Annotated in this window: 15 protein-coding genes, 2 tRNA genes and 1 rRNA gene; 10 read left to right on the forward strand and 8 right to left on the reverse strand. The window is 40.9% G+C overall.

Annotation, left to right across the window (positions count from 1 at the left end):
• Position 1: 1 nt before the first annotated feature.
• Genes I2F62_RS08260 through rsmH form a run of 4 tightly spaced genes read right to left on the reverse strand, consistent with a single transcriptional unit; the run spans position 2 to position 4,626 of the window.
• Positions 2-1,501, reverse strand: a complete 1,500-nt coding sequence (locus I2F62_RS08260) for a UDP-N-acetylmuramoyl-L-alanyl-D-glutamate--2,6-diaminopimelate ligase (protein WP_324626543.1) — start codon at positions 1,499-1,501, stop codon at positions 2-4.
• 2 nt (positions 1,502-1,503) lie between these two features.
• The gene (gene ftsI, locus I2F62_RS08265; RefSeq protein WP_324626544.1) at positions 1,504-3,348 is read right to left on the reverse strand and encodes a penicillin-binding protein PBP3; all 1,845 of its coding nucleotides are present in this window, start codon (positions 3,346-3,348) and stop codon (positions 1,504-1,506) included.
• Between the two features lie 9 nt (positions 3,349-3,357).
• Positions 3,358-3,702 (reverse strand): cell division protein FtsL, encoded by a 345-nt coding sequence (gene ftsL, locus I2F62_RS08270; protein ID WP_324626545.1) that lies wholly within the window; start codon positions 3,700-3,702, stop codon positions 3,358-3,360.
• A 9-nt stretch (positions 3,703-3,711) separates the two neighbouring features.
• Positions 3,712-4,626 (reverse strand): 16S rRNA (cytosine(1402)-N(4))-methyltransferase RsmH, encoded by a 915-nt coding sequence (gene rsmH / locus I2F62_RS08275; protein WP_324626546.1) that lies wholly within the window; start codon positions 4,624-4,626, stop codon positions 3,712-3,714.
• A gap of 633 nt (positions 4,627-5,259) precedes the next feature.
• On the opposite strand from rsmH, the gene I2F62_RS08280 reads away from it, so the two are divergent.
• The 5 genes from I2F62_RS08280 (at position 5,260) to I2F62_RS08300 (ending at position 7,929) form a co-directional block, all read left to right on the forward strand.
• Positions 5,260-5,574: a DUF4179 domain-containing protein gene (locus I2F62_RS08280; protein ID WP_324626547.1), complete on the forward strand. Its 315-nt coding sequence runs from the start codon at positions 5,260-5,262 to the stop codon at positions 5,572-5,574.
• Positions 5,575-5,732: 158 nt separating this feature from the next.
• On the forward strand, positions 5,733-7,244 hold the full coding sequence (gene gltX / locus I2F62_RS08285; RefSeq protein WP_324626548.1) for a glutamate--tRNA ligase: 1,512 nt from the start codon (positions 5,733-5,735) through the stop codon (positions 7,242-7,244).
• A 54-nt stretch (positions 7,245-7,298) separates the two neighbouring features.
• A tRNA-Ala gene (locus I2F62_RS08290) sits at positions 7,299-7,374 on the forward strand.
• 35 nt (positions 7,375-7,409) lie between these two features.
• Positions 7,410-7,485: transfer RNA gene (locus I2F62_RS08295), tRNA-Glu, on the forward strand.
• A 105-nt stretch (positions 7,486-7,590) separates the two neighbouring features.
• Positions 7,591-7,929 carry a hypothetical protein gene (locus I2F62_RS08300; RefSeq protein ID WP_324626549.1) on the forward strand — a complete coding sequence of 113 codons (339 nt, stop codon included), beginning with the start codon at positions 7,591-7,593 and terminating at the stop codon, positions 7,927-7,929.
• A gap of 146 nt (positions 7,930-8,075) precedes the next feature.
• Here the strand turns inward: I2F62_RS08300 and hemN are convergent, their stop codons facing one another.
• Complete coding sequence (gene hemN, locus I2F62_RS08305; protein WP_324626550.1) at positions 8,076-9,440, reverse strand: oxygen-independent coproporphyrinogen III oxidase; 1,365 nt, start codon at positions 9,438-9,440, stop codon at positions 8,076-8,078.
• 164 nt (positions 9,441-9,604) lie between these two features.
• Between hemN and hemF the strand changes: the two genes are divergently transcribed.
• Both hemF and aroE read left to right on the forward strand, forming a co-directional pair.
• On the forward strand, positions 9,605-10,543 hold the full coding sequence (gene hemF / locus I2F62_RS08310) for an oxygen-dependent coproporphyrinogen oxidase (RefSeq protein WP_324626551.1): 939 nt from the start codon (positions 9,605-9,607) through the stop codon (positions 10,541-10,543).
• Positions 10,544-10,660: 117 nt separating this feature from the next.
• Positions 10,661-11,467, forward strand: coding sequence for a shikimate dehydrogenase (gene aroE / locus I2F62_RS08315; protein WP_324626552.1), 807 nt, complete (start codon positions 10,661-10,663; stop codon positions 11,465-11,467).
• Between the two features lie 58 nt (positions 11,468-11,525).
• On the opposite strand, the gene I2F62_RS08320 is transcribed toward aroE, so the two are convergent.
• On the reverse strand, positions 11,526-13,772 hold the full coding sequence (locus tag I2F62_RS08320; RefSeq protein WP_324626553.1) for a hypothetical protein: 2,247 nt from the start codon (positions 13,770-13,772) through the stop codon (positions 11,526-11,528).
• 274 nt (positions 13,773-14,046) lie between these two features.
• Between I2F62_RS08320 and I2F62_RS08325 the strand changes: the two genes are divergently transcribed.
• The gene (locus I2F62_RS08325) at positions 14,047-15,870 is read left to right on the forward strand and encodes an acyl-CoA dehydrogenase C-terminal domain-containing protein (RefSeq protein ID WP_324626554.1); all 1,824 of its coding nucleotides are present in this window, start codon (positions 14,047-14,049) and stop codon (positions 15,868-15,870) included.
• Positions 15,871-16,038: 168 nt separating this feature from the next.
• On the opposite strand, the gene hemW is transcribed toward I2F62_RS08325, so the two are convergent.
• Positions 16,039-17,193, reverse strand: coding sequence for a radical SAM family heme chaperone HemW (gene hemW / locus I2F62_RS08330; protein ID WP_324626555.1), 1,155 nt, complete (start codon positions 17,191-17,193; stop codon positions 16,039-16,041).
• A gap of 218 nt (positions 17,194-17,411) precedes the next feature.
• On the opposite strand from hemW, the gene I2F62_RS08335 reads away from it, so the two are divergent.
• Both I2F62_RS08335 and I2F62_RS08340 read left to right on the forward strand, forming a co-directional pair.
• Positions 17,412-18,758 carry an MATE family efflux transporter gene (locus I2F62_RS08335; RefSeq protein WP_324626556.1) on the forward strand — a complete coding sequence of 449 codons (1,347 nt, stop codon included), beginning with the start codon at positions 17,412-17,414 and terminating at the stop codon, positions 18,756-18,758.
• A gap of 163 nt (positions 18,759-18,921) precedes the next feature.
• Positions 18,922-20,148 (forward strand): TPM domain-containing protein, encoded by a 1,227-nt coding sequence (locus tag I2F62_RS08340; RefSeq protein ID WP_324626557.1) that lies wholly within the window; start codon positions 18,922-18,924, stop codon positions 20,146-20,148.
• Between the two features lie 298 nt (positions 20,149-20,446).
• Here I2F62_RS08340 and rrf read toward each other — a convergent pair.
• A 5S ribosomal RNA gene (gene rrf / locus I2F62_RS08345) occupies positions 20,447-20,561 on the reverse strand.
• Between the last annotated feature and the right edge of the window lie 33 nt (positions 20,562-20,594).

A 20,594-nucleotide genomic window follows, 5' to 3' on the forward strand; every position in this document is an offset into this window, starting at 1 on the left:
CTTAGTTTTCCAACGCAGAATGTGCGGTGATTTCGCCCTGATGATGAATGGCGGCATCAACCTCAACCACATCATCGAACCAGTGTCGAACACCGTCTATTTCTTGATAATTTTCATGCCCTTTGCCAGCAATCACCACAATATCACCCGCCTGTGCTTGTGCAACGGCAAAGCGAATCGCTGCGCGGCGATCATGAATTTCATACATATCGTGTGCAGAAAAATCGATATCTTTTTTCATATCTGCAAAAATCTGTTCGGGATTTTCGGTACGTGGATTATCAGACGTTAAAATCACCGGATTCGCATGTGCCAATGCTGCTAGGGTCATTAACGGACGTTTGCCCCGATCGCGGTCTCCACCACAACCAAACACAGCCCATAATCGCTGTTCAACATGGCGCTGTAGACTGGTCAATACTTGAATTAAGGCATCTGGAGTATGGGCATAATCGACCACAAACAGTTTATCTTGGTCACGTAACACCTGCATGCGGCCGGGTGCGCCTTGTAACTGAGGCACGCTTGCCACAAATGCAGCAAAATCAAAGCCTGCTGCAAATACAGCAATTAAACTGGCCACCAAGTTTTCTACGTTAAAGTGTCCAAGCAGTGGGCTTTGAACCGAAAAAACACCTTGTGGCGTATGTAAATTAAACCTTGCGCCTTGCAAACTGAACGACAGTTCACTCACATAAAAATCGGCCTGCTGATTTTCTAAAGCATAGGTCCAAATGGTTGGCTTCGCAGGATTATTCTGCGCCTGTGCCAGCATAATTTGAGCATAATCATCGTCTAAATTAATAATTGCGGTTTTTAAACTTGGAAAAGCAAATAATTGTGCTTTGGCTTCAGCGTAAGCTTCAATGGTTTTATGATAATCCAAATGGTCGCGACTTAAATTACTATAAACGGCAATTTCAATCTCAGCACCTTGCAAACGCCCTTGTTCTAAGCCATGTGAACTGGCTTCTAACGCTGCAAATTTTGCCCCTTGCTGCGCATATTGATGCAAGGCATTTTGCAGTTGAATGGCATCTAAAGTGGTGTGAGTCGAGGCTTCTAAATGGGGTAAAATACCATTGCCTGTAGTGCCCATAACGGCACAAGCTTGGCCTTGTAAACTGACTAATTCTGCAATTAAGCGTGAAATTGTAGTTTTACCATTGGTGCCAGTCACAGCAAAAAGATGCAGTGGATGGGTTGGTTGAGTCGCGTCTAAATAGCGTTTTTGCCATTTTCCCATCTCGAGGCGCGCCTGTGGGCAAACCCAACAGTTATCCACAGCAAGCGCAGTTTCGGCAATAATTCCGATGGCCCCTTTGGCTAGCGCTGCCTGTGCAAAAAGCAACGTTTTTTCTGGCTGACTATAACTATTTAATGCAATAAAAACCTGTCCAGATTCAACTTTTCGGCTATCTAAACAAAAGCCTTGAAAAGGCTGCGACATCCACGCAAGCGGTTGTGCTAAATCTAAAATATCTTGTACTGAAATATTCATGATCATTCTTCTCTTACACTGGCCGCTTTAGTCACTTGCAATGGTTTATCTAATGGTACGTTCAACAAACGTAAAGATTCTTGCATAATTTTTGCAAATACTGGCGCAGAAACTGTTCCGCCATAGTAAGAACCACGTGGGTTTTCTACCACCACAATCATTGCAATCCGTGGATTACTGACTGGTGCCACACCTGCAAATAAGGCACGGTATTCTGTTTTAGAATAACCACGGCGGTCTGCATTTAATTTATGCGCTGTCCCCGTTTTACCAGCCACACGATAACCCGGAATTTGTGCCTGCATTGCTGTTCCGCCCGGTTGCGTCACTTGCTCCATCATTAACAACACTTGGTTGGCAATTTTCGGATCAAGCACTTGCTCACCTTTAGGTGGTTGGCTCACTTTATATAACGACAACGGCATTTCTACGCCATGATTCGCCAACATGGCATAACCTTGTGCCAATTGCAGTACGGTCGCATTTAAACCATAACCATAGGCCATGGTACCAATTTCCGACACACCCCAATATTTAGAGGGCAAAATTAAACCCGCACTTTCACCGGGGAAATGCACAGCCGAACGCTGCCCAAAACCTACCCGTTTAAAGAAGGTTGGAATGGTTGGTGTCGGTAAAGACAATGCAATTTTTGCAGCCCCCACGTTAGATGATTTAATAATCACGCCGCCTAAGGTCAATTGACCATAGTTATGCGTATCTCGAATTAAATGCCCGCCAATGGTTAATGACCCCGGCGATGTGTTAATGACCGTATTCGGGGTATATTTACCACTTTCGAGTGCTGCTGAAATGGTAAATGGCTTCATGGTTGAACCTGGTTCAAACATGTCGACCGCACCACGGTTACGCATTGCATCTTTATTGGTTAAGCTGGCTTTATCATTTGGATTATACGATGGCCAACTGCTCATGGCTAAAATTTCGCCCGTTTTTACATCCACAGCAATGGCTGTAGCTGAACGGGCATTATTGGCAACGCCCGCTGCAGTTAATTCGCGGTACATAATATATTGCAAGCGTGAATCAATACTTAAAGTGAAGTTTTCACCCGCTTCAACTGGTTTAATCACCTCTGGGTCTTTAACGCGGTTGCCCGATTTATCGCGTACATTGGTTTGTAAACCATCTACCCCATTCAAGGCTTTATTCAGCTTCATTTCTAAGCCTTCAACGCCCACGCTGTCATTGTTGGTTAAACCAATAATTTGTGCGTTAGGTTGCGGCTGTGGGTAATAGCGTTTATACGATTTCTCGGTATAGACACCTTGGAAATTACGCGCCAAAATTAATTCCGCTTGCGGTGGTGGCACTTCTGTTTTTAGCACCAAATAACGCGAACGTGGATGTGCTTGCATCTGTTTTTTCAGCAGCGCTGCATCCATACCGACCATATTGGCCAATTCATCTAAATTAAAGTTTTTATCGGGTATTTTTTGTTTCGGTTTACGGCGCTCACCGGGTTTAATCGGAGCGGTCATTTCATCAAATAATTTTTTATTTTCAAAATAATCCCGTGGATCCATGACAATTTTCATAATTGGGGTGCTAATTGCTAAAGGCACACCATTACGATCGGTGATCATGCCACGCATGGCTCTGATTTTTTCATCACGTAAAATCAGTGCATTGGCTTTGGTTTGTAAAAAATCTTTATTAATAATTTGCACATAAAATGCACGAATCACCAAAACCACAAAACACAACAGCACAATGCCCCACAATAGGTTGAAGCGCCATTGATCGAATGTAATGTCTTTTTTTGCAGTGACTGCCGCAGCACGAGGCTTCACTTTACGTTGTTGATTCATTCGTTTTTCAGCCATGGAGCAGCCTTAATTCTTTTGCTCGGATGTAGGAAGAGAAATTACCACAGTATCAGATGCCGGCGGCGAGTACATTCTTAATTGCGTCACCGCGCGTGTTCCAATTTGTGCTGTTGCACCAAAGGTTTGTTGCTCAATAAGCAAACGCCCCCACTCGGCATTTAAGTCGTCCTGCTCGCGCAAGAAACCACTCATTTGCCGATAATCGTGGCGGTATTCGTAGACTTCAAAAACCACCATAATGGCACTAATAAAAACCAACGTGAACAGGAATGCATACGTCAAGGCCTTTTTAATTGGCTTTGAGGTCAAATCCTTTTTTTCTGTGGGTTCTGCAATAACTTCTGTTTTCATTATTCGCCTTTAATGACTTAAACGCTCTGCAACACGTAACCACGCACTACGTGAACGTGGGTTTTGTTTGACTTCTTGCTCACTGGCTTTCACCCGTGAAATTTTTTTCAAACGGCGCGTATCCAATTGCTGCTGTGGCATTCCCCAACCGTTATCTTCAGGCAGAGAAGATTCTTTTTGGATAAATTGCTTAATTAAGCGATCTTCTAAAGAATGAAAACTAATGACGGCCAAACGCCCTTCGGGTTTAAGTAAATCGACCGATTGTGGCAAAAAGCTTTCGATGTCGTCTAATTCTTTATTAATGGCAATTCGAATCGCTTGGAAAGTACGTGTGGCTGCATGTTTATTTTTTTCCCATTTCGGATGCGCAACTTTCACCACTTCCGCCAATTGTGCCGTAGTTGTCATTAAGCCCGCCTGTTTAATTGCTCGCGCAATCCGGCGACTATAGCGCTCTTCTCCATATTGGAAAATAATATTTGCCAATTGTTCTTCTTCAATTTGCATTAACCACTCACTTGCGGTCGGTCCTTGCGAATTGTCCATTCGCATATCGAGCGGGCCGGCATTCATAAAGCTAAAACCACGTTCGGCTTGGTCTAACTGCGGCGAAGAAACACCTAAATCGGCCATAATGCCATCGACATGCTCTAAACCACGTTCATGTAACTGCTGTGCAATATCGGCAAAACTTGAATGAATAATATGAAAACGTGAATCTTGTTGTGCTAATTCAGCAGCAACGGCCAACGCCTGCGGGTCTTTATCGAAGGCATAAACGCGACTGTTTGCATCCAATTTAGACAGCAATAAACGGCTATGCCCGCCTCGACCAAAGGTGGCATCGACATAAATTCCTGTATGCCGGTCAGCGAGCAACGCATCGATAGTTTCATGAAGCAATACAGAAATATGGGACATAAAATAGCAAAATCGAAATTAAAATTGTAATTGCATATTATCCATTTGTTTGTGCCAACTTCCAAACGTCTTTTTGTACGGAATTATTACTTTATGATTGTTATTTCCAATTTTTTACCAAATTTTCAACATTTTAAAAGATAGTCTCTCTTTTTATGCGGATATTTAGGTTTTTTTTGCACCAAAAACAATATTTTGCTGCAAATTCAACCACCATCTATTCGTATTTAAAAGCGCCTTTTATTTCCTTGTAAAAAGCAATTCAATTGCCAGCCTGCTGTTCACAGTTACGCCTCTTAAAAATGACATCAATAAAATTTAATTCATGTCACGTATTGGTCCGAGTTTCAATCTAAGTAAGCTCTAATACAGCATAGATAACCATTCGCCACGCCTTGCAAGCAGTGAAGCCATATTGCCATTGAAAGCATAAAAAATTTAGCGATGTGAAGATCATTTCCATTGTTTATCCTTAATCTGTTGTTATCTTTAATTTTCGAAACAACGATTTATATTTTTTCGTTCAATCGTGTATATTTTGTAATACAAAATTTGTGTTTATTTTTTACTTTCTGATATATTTAAATAAATTGCTTTAAAGATCAGACCACACTCACATAAGGAGGTTAATGTATGATTTTACGGACATTCTTGTTGGGTGCGCTGTGTCTATTTCAATTGAGTCAAACCCATGCACTTTCATCAACGGCATTAAAAAAAGCCATGCCTACAACGCTTGCCAAGCATAAAGTGAGCACGCATTCATCTGAATTACTCAGCAATGAATTAAATAAACAAAAAAAGAATGTGGCCGCCAGCGATACCGACCTCAGTGATATTAAATTGCTCACCAGCATTCGTGTGCAGCCAACACAAAGTTTCTTTGCTTATCAGCACGAGCGCTTTTCTCGTTTTTGGCAAACGCTATTCCCAACACCAAATTCTTGATGTAGCCGCAGCACATCAAGAAATTTTTAAATTAGAAAGAACAAGAAAAAATTGACTGAACAAGACGTTTAACGCCTCTGCAACTGTTTTGAAATTTCCAAAGCGGTTGACTTTTTCGCTATAATACTTTCATTAAAATATCGATTATTGAACTTACTATGAAAGTCCGTACGCGTATTGCGCCATCTCCTACTGGTTTCCCACACGTAGGCACTGCTTATATTGCTCTTTTCAACTTATGTTTTGCTCGCCAACATGGTGGAGAATTCATTTTACGTATTGAAGATACCGACCAAGTGCGTTCAACGCCTGAATCGGAAAAAATGATTTTAGATTCTTTACGTTGGTTAGGTTTAAATTGGTCTGAAGGGCCAGATGTGGGTGGCCCGCATGCACCGTATCGCCAATCTGAACGCATGGACATTTATAAAAAATATGCGTTGGAGTTGGTCGAAAAAGGGAATGCCTTTTATTGTTTTGCAAGTGCAGAAGAACTTGACCAAATGCGTGCAGAACAACAAGCACGTGGTGAAACCCCAAAATACGATGGTCGTGGTTTAAAGCTTAGTGCAGAAGAAGTACAACGTCGCTTAGCTGCGGGCGAACCCCATGTTATTCGTATGAAAGTGCCCGAAGAAGGCAACTGTATTGTTAATGACTTATTACGCGGGGAAGTCGATATTCCTTGGGCACAAGTCGATATGCAAGTGCTCCTTAAAACCGATGGTTTGCCAACCTATCATTTAGCCAATGTGGTCGATGACCATTTGATGGAAATCACCCACGTTTTCCGTGGCGAAGAATGGTTGCCATCTGCACCAAAACATCAACTATTATATAAATATTTTGGTTGGGATATGCCGCAGCTTTGCCACATGCCATTGCTACGCAACCCAGACAAATCAAAATTATCTAAACGTAAAAACCCAACGTCAATTAACTACTATAAAGATATTGGCGTGCTTCCTGAAGCATTGCTTAACTATTTAGGACGCATGGGTTGGTCAATGCCCGATGAGCGTGAAGTCTTTACTTTACAAGAGATGATTGATCATTTTGATATTCATCGTGTGTCTTTAGGTGGGCCAGTATTCGATGTAGATAAACTGAACTGGCTGAATGGTCAGTGGATTAAAGCCTTAACGCCTGCGCAATTGCTACAACGTATTTTAACCTGGCAAGGCAATGCTCAAAAACTTGAAGATATTGCAGCAGCCATTCAACCGCGTATTCACTTGTTGTCTGAAGCAGTCAATTGGGCAGGTTTTTATTTCAACCATATGCCAAATATTACCGCAGAAATGTTTGTCAGCAAAAAACTAAGCCCAGAACAAGTTCGCCAAAGCTTACAATTTGCCATTTGGCGTTTAGAAAAAACCTTTACTTGGAACAATGACACCGTTAGCCAAATTCTGATGGATTTGGCTAATCAAATGGAAATCAAACTGCGCGACTTTATGCCAGCGTTCTTTATTGCCATTGCCGGTTCAACCAGTTCAACGCCTGTGATGCAAGCGATGGTTACTCTTGGGCCAGATTTAAGCTATGCGCGTTTACGTCATGCTTTAGACATTGTGGGTGCACCTAGCAAAAAAGAGCTCAAAGTATGGGAAAAGCTCAATGAAAGCCTACAATTGCCGAAAAATGATACAACCGAATCAATAACTTAAACTTTTCTCTTGACGTGTGAGCGCTAGCCCCCTAATATAGCGCTCACACAGACTGGGGTCATAGCTCAGTTGGTAGAGCGCTACAATGGCATTGTAGAGGTCAGGAGTTCGATCCTCCTTGACTCCACCAATTTTTTAATTGCTTTACCTGTGTTGCCTCGATAAGTCCCTATCGTCTAGAGGCCTAGGACATCGCCCTTTCACGGCGGTAACCGGGGTTCGAATCCCCGTAGGGACGCCAAATTCTAAAAAGCCACTGAAATATTCAGTGGCTTTTTTCTTGTCAATACTTTTTGATTCCTCTTAAAATTCGTTAAAATAAACACAAAATAGATTTGGAGTTTCCATGCAATACCGTTGCCCTAAATGCCAAAGTGCAAAAATTATTCCTGTCAACCAAGGCGCAAACTCCCCTCGCCCAGAAGTACCTAAAAGCCTAATTATTTTAGTGTTCTCTATTTTTTTATTACTTCTTTTGGTTGTCGCAAGCATTGTGTTATGGATTTTTAGCAATGGCGCAGGCACCACTTTGCAAATCGCAACCGTTGTGGTCTTTGTCGTAACTGCAATTTCAGCATTTTTATTTTGGCGTGATTTACCCAACTTCAAAATTTCTATGCAAAACTTTATGCAAGCACAAAAAATTTGGAAATGCCGAGATTGTCATCACGAATGGCAAAAATAATTTGAGTTCAACGGAACATCCCGCCTTAACAACACTTAAAGCGGGATGTTCCGAATGAATTGATAGCTATTAAAACGGCATCAACAGTTGATTGCATTGATCCATTGAATGCTTTTAGCATTGAACATGATTGTTAAAATATCAGGCTAAATCGTCATCGAGAAAATCCGCATATTCGGTTTATTGCGTTTAAGCCTTAAATCGAATGCCATACAAATATTGCGAATAAATGGCTTGCCCTGTTCGGTAATTTGAATCTGATTCACTGTAATCTGCAATAAACCATCGCGCTGCATTTCCTTGAGCTCATTCAATACATCGGGCAATTGGGAAAAAGACATCGAAGCATCCTCCCACGAGGTGTGAAAACGGCACATTAAATTAAGAATATGCTGACGAATGATTAAATCTTCAGTCGTTAAAAGATGTCCTTTCACAATGGGCAGTTCATTGGCGTCTAAGCGTGCGTAATATTGTGCTAAATCTTTTTCATTCTGCGCAAAGCCATACCAACTATCGCCAATCGATGATAAACCCAAACCAATCATGACTTGGGTTTTCGATGCGCTATAACCCATAAAATTTCGATGTAATTGCCCCGACTCAAACGCTGTAAATAAACCATCTTCTTTTAAGGCAAAATGATCCATCCCAATTTCGACATAGTCATGTTGTAACAGTTTTTGCTTGCCCATTTCATACAATTCACGCTTTTGTTCGTCTTTGGGAACATCCTCATCTTTAAAACCGCGTTGTCCGTTGCCTTTAATCCACGGCACATGCGCATAACTATAAAATGCGAGGCGGTCGGGTTTGAGTTGTTGGGTCTGCTCAATGGTGTATAAAACATCTTGCAAGTTCTGAAAAGGCAGTCCAAAAACCAAATCGTGCGAAATGGAATCGTAGCCAATTTCGCGTGCCCATTGTGTCACTTGCGCAACATGTTCAAAGGGTTGAATGCGATGAATGGCCTTTTGCACCAATGGATTATAATCTTGCACACCAAAACTGACACGGCGAAAACCTAAATCGTATAATGCCTGCAAATGGGCATGACTGGTATTATTCGGATGCCCTTCAAAGCTAAATTCATGCCCTGCGGCAATGTCGGCATGAGATAAAATTCCCTGAATTAATTCGCTTAAATGCTGCGCTGAAAAAAAGGTCGGCGTACCGCCACCTAAATGGATTTCTTTAATTTTCGGACGCTGTTTAAATAATGCAACATACAATTGCCATTCTTTTAACACCGCCTGAATATACGGTTGTTCGACATCGTGGCGTTTGGTCACGCGTTTATGGCAACCGCAAAATGTGCATAAACTTTCGCAAAACGGCAAGTGAATATATAAACTGATACCTTCGGTTTGGTTCGACTCATCGAATGATTTTTTCAACACCTGCAGCCATTCCTGCATAGAAAATGTCGTTTCATCCCAATACGGTACGGTTGGATAACTGGTGTAACGCGGCCCAGGCACATTATATTTTTGAATTAAAGAGCAGCCCATACCATGTTTACTTTCATGTTTAAATTAAAACCATAATAAAAGTATGTCTATAAAATGCAACTGTATTCTGCAATTCATGCCCACAATTAAATTAAGAAAAATCTTAAACTTTGCTTATTTTTATGTTTTGATGTGGGCTGTTCTTTCTGCTGTCTGAGATTGCCATGCAAGATCATATTTCCGCCGACATCCAACGTGTTCGAGATTTTCTTTTAAACTTACAAGCGCGTATTTGCGACCAATTTGAACAACAAGAACGTGCTGGCGGTGGCACAGCACAATTTATTATTGATGATTGGACGCGTGCCGAAGGGGGTGGCGGTCGTTCACGTGTTTTGCAAGATGGAAATGTCATTGAAAAAGGTGGGGTGATGTTTTCCCACATTCAAATTAAACAGCTTCCAGCTTCAGCCACAGCACGCCATCCCGAAATTGCAGGTGCGAAAGCACAAGCATTAGGCGTGTCGTTAGTCATTCATCCTAAAAATCCACATCTTCCAACCTCACACGCCAACATTCGACTTTTTGTTGCACAACCTGAAGGTCAAGCACCAATTTGGTGGTTTGGTGGTGGATTCGATTTAACCCCTTTTTATCCAGACGATGCCGACATAAAAGCTTGGCACCAAGCCGCAGCCGATTTATGCCAACCGTTTGGGGACAATGTTTATGCCGAACATAAACAATGGTGTGATGATTATTTCTATTTAAAACATCGCGATGAACAGCGTGGTATTGGCGGTTTATTTTTTGACGATTTAAATTGCTGGGATTTTGAAACCTGTTTTCAATATATTCAGGCGGTCGGTAATGGTTATTTAAATGCCATTATTCCGATTTTTGAAAAGCATCGTCACACGCCATATACACAAGCCCAGCGAGATTTTCAGCTCTATCGCCGCGGGCGTTATGTCGAATTTAATTTGGTCTACGACCGAGGCACGCTCTTTGGTTTACAAACCGGAGGACGCATTGAATCCATTTTGGTGAGTTTACCCAATTTAGTGGCGTGGTCTTATCGTCCAGAATGGGATGCCGATTCGCCAGAAAAACGCTTAACCGACTATTATCTTAAACCCAAAGACTGGTTAAATATTTTGTAAAACTCGCCGCTCACCTTATCACGCAATGGTGAGCGACCTGCGCGATCTGTATTTGAATGTGATGCCTGATTTGACATATAGTTGGGTGTCATCACTTTATCTAAATTGCCCCATCCCATGAGTAAATCTTTTGCAGTTGTTGGCCATCCTATCGAGCATTCTCGCTCGCCCGAATTACACCATGCATTTGCGCAAAAAACAGGGCTAGATATAGATTATCAAAAACGCCTTGCGCCTTTAGATGGTTTTGCATCCAACATTAAAAGCTTTTTTGCTTCAGGCGGTTGTGGACTGAATGTTACAGTGCCGTTTAAAGAACAAGCCTTCGAATTATGTGATGTATTAACCGAACGTGCCAAAATTGCCAAAGCGGTCAATACCCTATGGATGGAAAATGGACTATTACATGGCGACAATACCGATGGACAAGGCTTAGTTAATGCCATTCAAAGCCTCGGTTGGTCACTCAAAAACAGTAAAATTTTAATTTTAGGCGCAGGCGGAGCAACGCGCGGTGTGATTTATCCCTTAGTGCAAGCAGGTGCCACGCACATTAGCATTGCCAACCGCACTATCGAACGCGCGCAACAATTGGTCAATGACTTAAAAGCACATGTAACACAAGCAGAATTAAGCGTACTGCCGTTAAATGACTTAAACGGCGACTTTAATATTATTATTAATGCAACCTCAGCCAGCTTGTCTGGTGAAGCACTTTGCCTACCCAAAACTGTTCACTTTGAATACGCCTATGAAATGGCATATGGCAAAGTATCGAGCTTTTTGCAGCAAGCAGAACAGCGCCAAGTGCCTACGAGCGATGGTTTTGGCATGTTGGTCGGACAAGCCATTGAAGCATTTTACATTTGGAATGGCGTAAAACCTGAACTGTCCGACTTTTTAACCCTCGCACCAAGCCATTAATTAATTTTGATAAAACCCTGTGAAATGACCATATTCACAGGGTGTACAACTCAACGACTTATTGCGACAAATCTAGCATTTTTAAATACGTGTCTTTAAATACACCTGATTCTAAATATTCTAAATCGTCCTCAGTTAAAGATTTAAACGCCTCTGGATCGATTTTTTGCTGCTTCGATGCCACATAAAACTTGGCTAACTGCTCTGCAACGCGTTGTAAATGTGCATTAGACTGACTTAAACCATATTTATCTTGATATTCAAAAATATAGCCTTTGGCAAAACGCTGCGTAACAGACGAATTATTTTTTATGATTTGCTGCCATTGGCGTATGCTGTCGCCATGGTCTTTGGCATCCATCACAATCGTTGCAGCAGCACTTTGTAATAAACGACTTTCTCCAATCGGATACTGTCGCTCTAAGTGTTTCCACTGCGCTTTTTCTTGTGCGGTTAACTTCGTTGCACCTTCTTCAGCCAAAGAACGATATGCCATTAAGGTTGCTAAATTCTGAACCTCTTGTGCACTAAATTTCTTCATCGCTTCAGGATAGCTTTCTGCAAATAATGCACCATAAACCATTTGGTAGGTTTTCAAATATGAGCGATTCTCTGCATAACGCGTTACTGCGAGTTGCTTTAATTCTGCCTCAAAGCCCTCATCATTCGATGCCGATTTCACTTTAGACAACAAACTTGAAAATCTGCTGTCTTCTATCACCTCAGCAACTGGTTTGGCTTTTTGCATGCCAGCACGGTCAATCGCTTTAGGCTTGCCATAATTGGAAATTTGCATTTGTGCTTTTAACTGAAGCGGTCGCTGTTCTGAGCCAACCGTTTTCAGTATTTGCATATCATATTCAGTTTGGACTAAGCGGCCTTGACGATCTAAAACCATGTCCATGTTGAGTGGATGACGCTCTGAGGCTTTCGGTAAAATGGCATCAACCTGCGTCTGCTTTTCGTTCCACATAGTTTTAAATTGATCGGCTGTGGTCAATTTTTTAGCATCGTTGGATTTAAACAGCTCAGCCACTTTCATCACTTTGGTCGCGGCCTTCGTAATCTCTGAATCCTTGGCTTTAACCGGTTCAGACAACACATTAATATCGTAGTTATCTAAGCAAAACGCATAGTTAGCTAAAGAAGGCTTGGCATTGTCCACATCGCTACACTGTTCTGGTGTAGGCTCTGAATCATTTGCACCATCACGGCTAAGCGCGGTTTCGTCATCTTCACGCCCCTCTGCGGCAGCCGCAATTTCTTCAGAGGCTTCTAAAGCAGCGGCAGTCGCCTCTGCTGCTGCGGAATCCATTGTCTCATCACTATATTCGTGCTCTGGCGCTTCCACCACTTTTTCAAGTTGTTCCGTTGCCCAATCGGCCTGTTCTTGATGGCTCATTTTATTAAAGTCGACTGTAGACGCGGTATCTGCAGCATCAGCTACGCCATTTTTTGGCTTCACGATATGTTGTGACAAATACTCCTGATTCACACGCGCATACGCCAAAAGCTGTGCGCTCAGCGCTTCTAAGTCGGTATTGAAACGAATTTTTTCAACACCGCCCGCTTTTTTGTCGGCCTCCGATAATGCAATTTGACTGAGCTGGTCTTGTTTTGCCAGCATAAATGGCACCGCGGTGGACTGTTTAATATAATCGACCAAGTTGGCTAAATCGACTTTATCGAGCTGTGAGCGATACTTAGCAAAATCGAGATAAGTTAATTGATTTCTATTTTCTGCACTGACCATAAACGGTGCTAATGATGAAAAATCTGTATAAAACTTTGTGTTTTGCAGATCTAAAATCATTGGATATTTGGCTTGAATCAGTAACCCTTTGGTGTCGTAACGGGCACTTAAATTTAAAGCCAATAATTTTGCACGATAATCTACACCGCCATCATAAGAAAAAGTTAAATCTTGCAATAAACGATCGACAATTTGTACGCGGCTATCTGATTTATCTAAGCCCAGTAAAGCACGTTCTTTTTGTAAGCTTTGCTCTAAGCTTTTAAATTGTTCCGACTCGGTTGCAATGCCTTGCAAACGCATATAATTCTTAAAATCTAAGCCGAGTTTGTCATCCAAAACAAGTTGTTGTTTAATTTTGGCTTTGGTTTGTTCAGGCATTTCAAAACGCATCTGACCTTGATAATCAAACCCTGAAGTATTATAGATCGACTGCATGGCTTGTGCCGAACGCTGCTCAAGCGATGCTTTTTCTACAGGTTGCAAAAAGTGCTGACTGCATCCAGAAATACTGAGCGCGCATAAACAATAAACTAAATAACGTGGTTTCATGAACCGACTCCATCCTTTTTGTATCATCTTAAAAATAAATTTTTAATGTTTTTAATCACTTAGTTGAATCTGTGATTTTAATGCCACCATTTTATCTTAATTTAAATTTTTCCGACATCACAAATGTAACGCAACTTAAAATCAGTTGATTCGCGTCAAAGATTTGCTTTAAAGTTGACCTAATTGACATCAGATTTCTGCAATTCCATCAATGTTTTTTTATCTATAAGCACCAATAATGAATAGAAATGGAAAATAGACAAGGATCGCGACTATGACAACCTATAAAGCACCATTACGTGATATTAATTTCCTCATTAATGAAGTCTTCGATTACCAAGCCCACTACCAAACGCTCAGTAATGGTGAAAATGCCGATACCGACACCATCAATATGATTTTAGAAAGCGCAGCAGATTATTGTGAAAATGTGCTTTCGCCTTTGAACCAATCTGGTGATGCAGAAGGTTGTCATTTTAACGATGGTGAAGTGACCACGCCTAAAGGCTTTAAAGAAGCTTACGATCAATTTGTCATGAATGGCTGGCAAGGACTGTCTTATCCTGAAGAATTTGGCGGACAAAATCTGCCAATGTCGTTAAATATTATTAAATCGGAAATGATGGGCACCGCCAACTGGGCCTTTACCATGTATCCTGGTTTAAGCATGGGCTGCATGAATACCATTTTGCAATATGGTACCGAACAGCAAAAAAACCTATATATGCCACCGTTGGTTGCAGGAACCTGGAGCGGCACCATGTGCTTAACCGAACCGCAATGTGGCACCGACTTAGGTCAAGTTAAAACCAAAGCCGAACCGCGTGAAAATGGCAGTTATGCCATTACTGGAACCAAAATTTTTATTTCAGCGGGCGAACATGACCTGACCGAAAATATTGTGCACATTGTTTTAGCAAGACTGCCAAATGCACCTCAAGGCACCAAAGGTATTTCATTATTTATTGTGCCGAAATTCTTAGCCCATGAAGATGGCTCATTAAGCGAGCGTAATCCAGTTCATTGTGGTTCGATCGAACATAAAATGGGGATTCGCGCCTCTGCAACAGCGGTACTCAATTTTGACCAAGCCACAGGTTTTTTAATTGGCGAACCGAATAAAGGCTTACAAGCCATGTTCACCTTCATGAATACCGCGCGTTTAGGTACGGCTGTTCAAGGTATTGCGCATGCTGAATTGTCTTATCAAGGTGCTTTGCCTTATGCCAAAACTCGCCTGTCAATGCGAGCACTGTCGGGCAAAAAGAATCCTGACCAAGTGGCGGATGCCATTATTCACCATGCCGATGTCCGCCGCATGTTGCTTACCCAAAAGGCAGTCGCTGAAGGCGGTCGAGCAATGATTTATTATGTTGCCCAAATTGCCGACAAAATGACCGATGCCCTACACCGTGGCGATCAAGCCGCCTATGAAGCCTACGATGATAAATTGGGCTTTTTTACCCCAATTTTAAAAGGTTTCTTAACTGAATTGGGTTTAGAAGCTGCCAACCAAGGCATGCAAGTGTTTGGTGGGCATGGTTATATTCAAGAATGGGGAATGGAGCAAATTGTGCGTGATGCGCGCATCTCAACCCTTTACGAAGGTACGACAGGTGTTCAAGCGCTCGACTTAATTGGTCGTAAAGTTTTACTGGCGTCTAAAGGTAAAGTCATTCGTGACTATACTGGCGAGATTTTAAAATTCTGTGGTCGACATGCTCGCAATAAATATCTACGTCGTTTCGTTTGGGATTTAACCAAATTGTGCGCGCAGTGGAATGCCATGACCGTACGCATTTTATTGGCAGCACGTAAAGACCGCGATGTAGTTGCATCGGCCTCTTTCGACTTCTTAATGTTCTCAGGCTATGTGGTCATGGCTTATTTTTGGGCGCAACAAGCGGCAGTGGCTTCCGAAAAAATTGAACAAGGCAATGGCGCGGAAACCATCGAGTTTTATAAAGCCAAAATTAAACTGGCAGACTTCTATTTTGACCGCTTGCTTCCACGTGCACAAAGTCATGCGGAATCGGCAGTTACACCATCTAAAGCGCTCATCAGCCTTCCAGTTGATCATTTTAGTTTTGATTATTAATTGATACTTTAAATAACGATGATCTTAAAGCCAATCAGTCCTACTGGTTGGCTTTTTTATATGAGATACCTATATCTGCAATCTCAGGGCAATCATAAGCACATAAAAGTGATGGCTATTGATCATTCACAGATAAATATCTATATCGAGCATGCTATTAAATATGTTTTATAAAAAATGATCTAACACCGAATTTAAATACAAGTGCCCTTGCTCAGTACAAGCCAAACGGATTTCATCTTCAACCAATAGTTTTTGCTGACGTAATTTATTTAAAATCGCATCTAAGGCGTCCAAACGCTGCCCCGTTCGCTTTAAATACTCCACAGCAGGCACACCTTCATTTAAACGCAGCGCATTCATCATAAATTCAAATGGCATATCATCAGCTGCAATTTGCTGCCAATTCACCATCGGTGCTGGGGTTTTCGCTAAATAATCTTTCGGTAAGCGAGTTTTTTGGAACCGATAAACGCCTTCTGGCAAAGTCACTTTACCGTGCGCACCCGCTCCAATCGCCAAGTAATCACCAAATTGCCAATAATTTAAATTATGTGCCGAAGGTTGCTCTTTGCGCCATGCAGAAACTTCATAATTTTCGAAACCTTGAGCACGTAAATAAGCTTCACCTTGTAACTGAATTTGTTCTAAAACTTCTTCATCGGGTAAGGTTGGTTGGGTGCGGAAAAAAACCGTATTCGGCTCAATGGTGAGTTGATACCATGAAATATGCGTTGCGCCATTTTCAACAGCCAAACGTAAATCAAGCAATGCTTGCTCAATGCTTTGTTGCGGTAATCCATGCATTAAGTCGACATTCACACGCTTAAAGCCCGCCTGTTTGGCTTGAATAATGGCATCGACCGCATTATTTGCACTGTGTATTCGCCCCAAGCGTTGCAAATGTGCTTCATCAAAACTTTGCACACCTAAGGATAAACGATTAATCCCCGCCACTAAGTAATCGGCAAAAGGTTGATGTTCTAATGTGCCCGGATTGGCCTCTAAGGTAATTTCACAGCCATCTTCAAAAGCTAAATGCTGTTGTAATTGGCGAAATAACCATTGATATCCTTGGGCTGAGATTAAAGAGGGCGTGCCACCACCAATAAAAATACTGTGAATATTACGCCCTTGTGCATAGTCTAATTGCGTCACAAAATCGGCCAGCAATGCATTCAAATACTGTTGTTCGAGCTCAATCGAAAGTTCGCCATCGGGTACCGCATGTGAATTAAAATCACAATATGGACATTTACGCACACACCAAGGCATGTGAATATATAACGACAATGGAATATTTTGCGGATCAAACTGGCTCAAGAATACGGCTCATCAAAAACATCAACAGAATCGCTTATTTTAACATGAGTCCATCTTAGATCGCGCATCTTCTTCATGCATTCAAGCCATCATTGCTAATGCAGACAAACCGATAACCATTTATACTGCATCCATCTTATTTGCTAAAGTCAGTGCATGCTGAATTTTTAGCGTGTATTTCGCAACATAACAACATTATCTACGCAGTTTAAGACGCTATGCCTCATTTAACCTCTAAAAAATACGAACTTAAACGCTTATTAAGTCTGATGCTTCCGATATTAATTACGCAGTTTTCCCAAGCAGGATTAGGCTTAATTGATACCATTATGGCAGGACATTTGTCTGCTTCAGACTTGGCTGCAATTGCTGTAGGTGTCGGTATTTGGATGCCGATTATGTTGTTTTTTGTTGGAATTATTCTCGCCACAACGCCACTGGTTGCAGAGGCTGTGGGTGCCAAAGCGCAAGCGAAAATTCCGCATTTGGTGCGTCAATCGATGTGGATGGCCTTCGGTTTAGGCTTAATTGCCCTTGTATTATTACAGTTTATGCCGTTTTTGCTTGAACTTTTTAAAGTTCCGGTCGATTTACGCCCCAAAGCCAGCCTGTTTTTACATGCCATTGGTTTTGGCATGCCTGCGGTCACGCTATATACCAGTTTGCGCTGTTATTCCGAAGCCATTGGCAATCCACAACCTGTAACGGTAATTAGTTTATTGTCATTATTGGTGCTTATTCCACTCAACTATTTATTCATGCATGGGTTTGGCCCTCTTCCGGCTTTAGGCAGTGCAGGATGTGGCTTTGCAACCGCCATTTTGCAGTGGATGATGCTGATCACCTTGGCAACTTACATTCATAAAGCCAAGATTTATCAACAGCATAAAATTTTTGCAAGCATCGAAAAACCGAATTTAGCCTTAGCCACAACAATTTTTAAATTAGGTGCTCCAATTGGTTTAGCGGTTTTTTTTGAGGTCAGTATTTTCTCCACTGCGGCAATTATTATCAGCCCATTGGGCGATATCACCATTGCCGCTCATCAAATTGCCATTTCCGTGACATCTCAACTATTTATGTTACCAATGTCTTTAGCGATTGCCCTAACCATTCGTGTTGGCACATATTTTGGTGAAAGAAACTGGGCGGCCATGCGTAAAGTACAGTTAGTCGGCTTGATGACTGCCACCACTATGGCCTGTTTTACCATGTTACTGATTGCCTTTGGTCGCAACGAAATTATTCAACTCTATACACGCGATCCGCATGTTGCAGAAATGGCCGTATATTTACTGCATTTTTGCATAGCTTATCAAATGATGGATGGCTGGCAAGTCAGCGCAGCAGGCTGTTTGCGTGGAATGCAAGATACTCAAGCCCCCATGTGGATTACCTTAATTGCCTACTGGTGTATTTCTTTGCCCTTAAGTATTTATTGGATTCGCTATCAACACATGGGCGCACAAGGCATTTGGATTAGCCTAATTATCGGATTAGCGGTGGCATGTATTTTGTTATTAAGACGCTTATATAAAATGAATCAGCGATTAAAAATGACCTAATACACGAAGGGATTGATCTAAAAACATATCTGGTGACTTTAAAATAGTCATGTTTATGTTCTGATCAATCCGATACCTAGTAAATGCATAAAATATAGACTCAAATTTATGCTATACATCGATTGATTTATACCTATGCAATAAAGTAAAAACGATTCAAATAATGATTAAAAAATCTATATATCAGCAAATTATATTATTTATTCTATGCCTTGTAGTGCATGTTACAAGTTATGCAATATCACCTGAACTTCTAGCACAATTAAAATTTGAAAATATTGTAGATACCACAAATACTTTAACAGCAGCACAAATTAAAAATCTCAAAGCAGAAAACTCCCTTATTTATAAAAAAAGAAATATTGATCTAAAAATTTTGTTAATCTCAAGCTTGAATAAAGAACCCATTGAATTTACAACGATTAAAATTTTTGATGCGCTTAAAATAGGAAATAAAGATTTAGATAATGGCGTGCTGTTATTGATTGCTAAAGATGACCATAAAATGCGGATTGAGGTCGGCTATGGCTTAGAAGGAAATCTAACCGACCTAGAAGCAAACCATATTATCCGTGATGATTTAGCACCAAATTTTAAAAATAATGACTACTATACAGGAATACTAAAAGCGCAGCACCGTATTGGACTCGCAGATGATTTTTCAAAATCCCGCATATTAGAGAAAAAGAAAGATCAGAATGAGATAATACTTGATGAGCCATCAAAACACTTTATTAATTATTTTGTTGTTTTCATCTGGAATCTTTCAATCTCTATACTTCTTGTGGTTTATTTCTCTCCAATTTATCAAAAACTTAAACAACCAGAAAATAAAATATATCCATTTGTATTACCTGCTATTGTTTTTTTCCCAATTCATCATTTATTTTCTATGATCGTTACAGGACTTAATTTTTTTGTATTGCTCACTTTATATCCTTTTCTTATTTATTGCATAGCCAAAGTCAATAAGCATATCAACTTGTTTTATTTACTAAAAATTGAACATTTCCCTAAAAAATTACCCAAAAAATTTATGATATTTCTTACCATATTTACTTTACCAGTAGGTTTTATCGCACATCAACTTATTCCAATTTTATTTTTTATCGCCTTTGCACCCAATATATTTTTTACTATTTATAAACTCGTCGATACGATTGCACAATATTATAAAGCATATTACCCGCCAGAATATCAAGCATGGCTTTCTATCAAAGTTGAACATTTTGTATCATATACAACAGATAATCACAGAACATATTATGCAGAAGATACAGATAGAAACCATACTTCAAGTGAAACTTATAGCAATTACACTTCAAGCTCAATAGAGGAAAGAGATTCTGGTGGCAGTTCAGGCGGTGGTGGCGCATCAGGTTCTTGGTAACAGAATCTCTTGAAATAGCAAATGATTCAATTTGGGATGCTCTTGGAGGATGATCGTATCTCATCCACAGGGATCTATCATTTTTAAATCAAATTAAAAAACATTCAAACGGATTACCTTCTTAAAGGAGTATAGATATCTTCGTATAAAATTGTGTTTGTTATCCAGACTAAAAGAGATATACCTTCAAGACCGATCCATCTAGATTTATTTTTTACTTTTCATTTTAATTTATTTTATTACGTTAAGCATAAAAAAACACCCTCTGCTTTATTAAGCGGAGGGTGTTTGAATAATGAGCTGGCGATGACTTACTCTCACATGGGTAACCCCACACTACCATCAGCGCTAAGAGGTTTCACTTCTGAGTTCGGGAAGGGATCAGGTGGTTCACTCTTGCTATTGTCGCCAGCACAACTTGGATGCTTACTCGTTAGGTCTTATTG

Origin of the sequence: Acinetobacter sp. MD2(2019) (genome assembly GCF_035615615.1) — a bacterium.
Taxonomy (GTDB): Bacteria; Pseudomonadota; Gammaproteobacteria; order Pseudomonadales; family Moraxellaceae; genus Acinetobacter.

Bases quoted from the DNA above. Each gene is read 5' to 3' on its own strand.
- I2F62_RS08260 (WP_324626543.1), bottom strand. From the start codon at position 1,501: ATGAATATTTCAGTACAAGATATTTTAGATTTAGCACAACCGCTTGCG.
- ftsI (WP_324626544.1), bottom strand. From the start codon at position 3,348: ATGGCTGAAAAACGAATGAATCAACAACGTAAAGTGAAGCCTCGTGCT.
- ftsL (WP_324626545.1), bottom strand. From the start codon at position 3,702: ATGAAAACAGAAGTTATTGCAGAACCCACAGAAAAAAAGGATTTGACC.
- rsmH (WP_324626546.1), bottom strand. From the start codon at position 4,626: ATGTCCCATATTTCTGTATTGCTTCATGAAACTATCGATGCGTTGCTC.
- I2F62_RS08280 (WP_324626547.1), top strand. From the start codon at position 5,260: ATGATTTTACGGACATTCTTGTTGGGTGCGCTGTGTCTATTTCAATTG.
- gltX (WP_324626548.1), top strand. From the start codon at position 5,733: ATGAAAGTCCGTACGCGTATTGCGCCATCTCCTACTGGTTTCCCACAC.
- I2F62_RS08300 (WP_324626549.1), top strand. From the start codon at position 7,591: ATGCAATACCGTTGCCCTAAATGCCAAAGTGCAAAAATTATTCCTGTC.
- hemN (WP_324626550.1), bottom strand. From the start codon at position 9,440: ATGGGCTGCTCTTTAATTCAAAAATATAATGTGCCTGGGCCGCGTTAC.
- hemF (WP_324626551.1), top strand. From the start codon at position 9,605: ATGCAAGATCATATTTCCGCCGACATCCAACGTGTTCGAGATTTTCTT.
- aroE (WP_324626552.1), top strand. From the start codon at position 10,661: ATGAGTAAATCTTTTGCAGTTGTTGGCCATCCTATCGAGCATTCTCGC.
- I2F62_RS08320 (WP_324626553.1), bottom strand. From the start codon at position 13,772: ATGAAACCACGTTATTTAGTTTATTGTTTATGCGCGCTCAGTATTTCT.
- I2F62_RS08325 (WP_324626554.1), top strand. From the start codon at position 14,047: ATGACAACCTATAAAGCACCATTACGTGATATTAATTTCCTCATTAAT.
- I2F62_RS08335 (WP_324626556.1), top strand. From the start codon at position 17,412: ATGCCTCATTTAACCTCTAAAAAATACGAACTTAAACGCTTATTAAGT.
- I2F62_RS08340 (WP_324626557.1), top strand. From the start codon at position 18,922: ATGATTAAAAAATCTATATATCAGCAAATTATATTATTTATTCTATGC.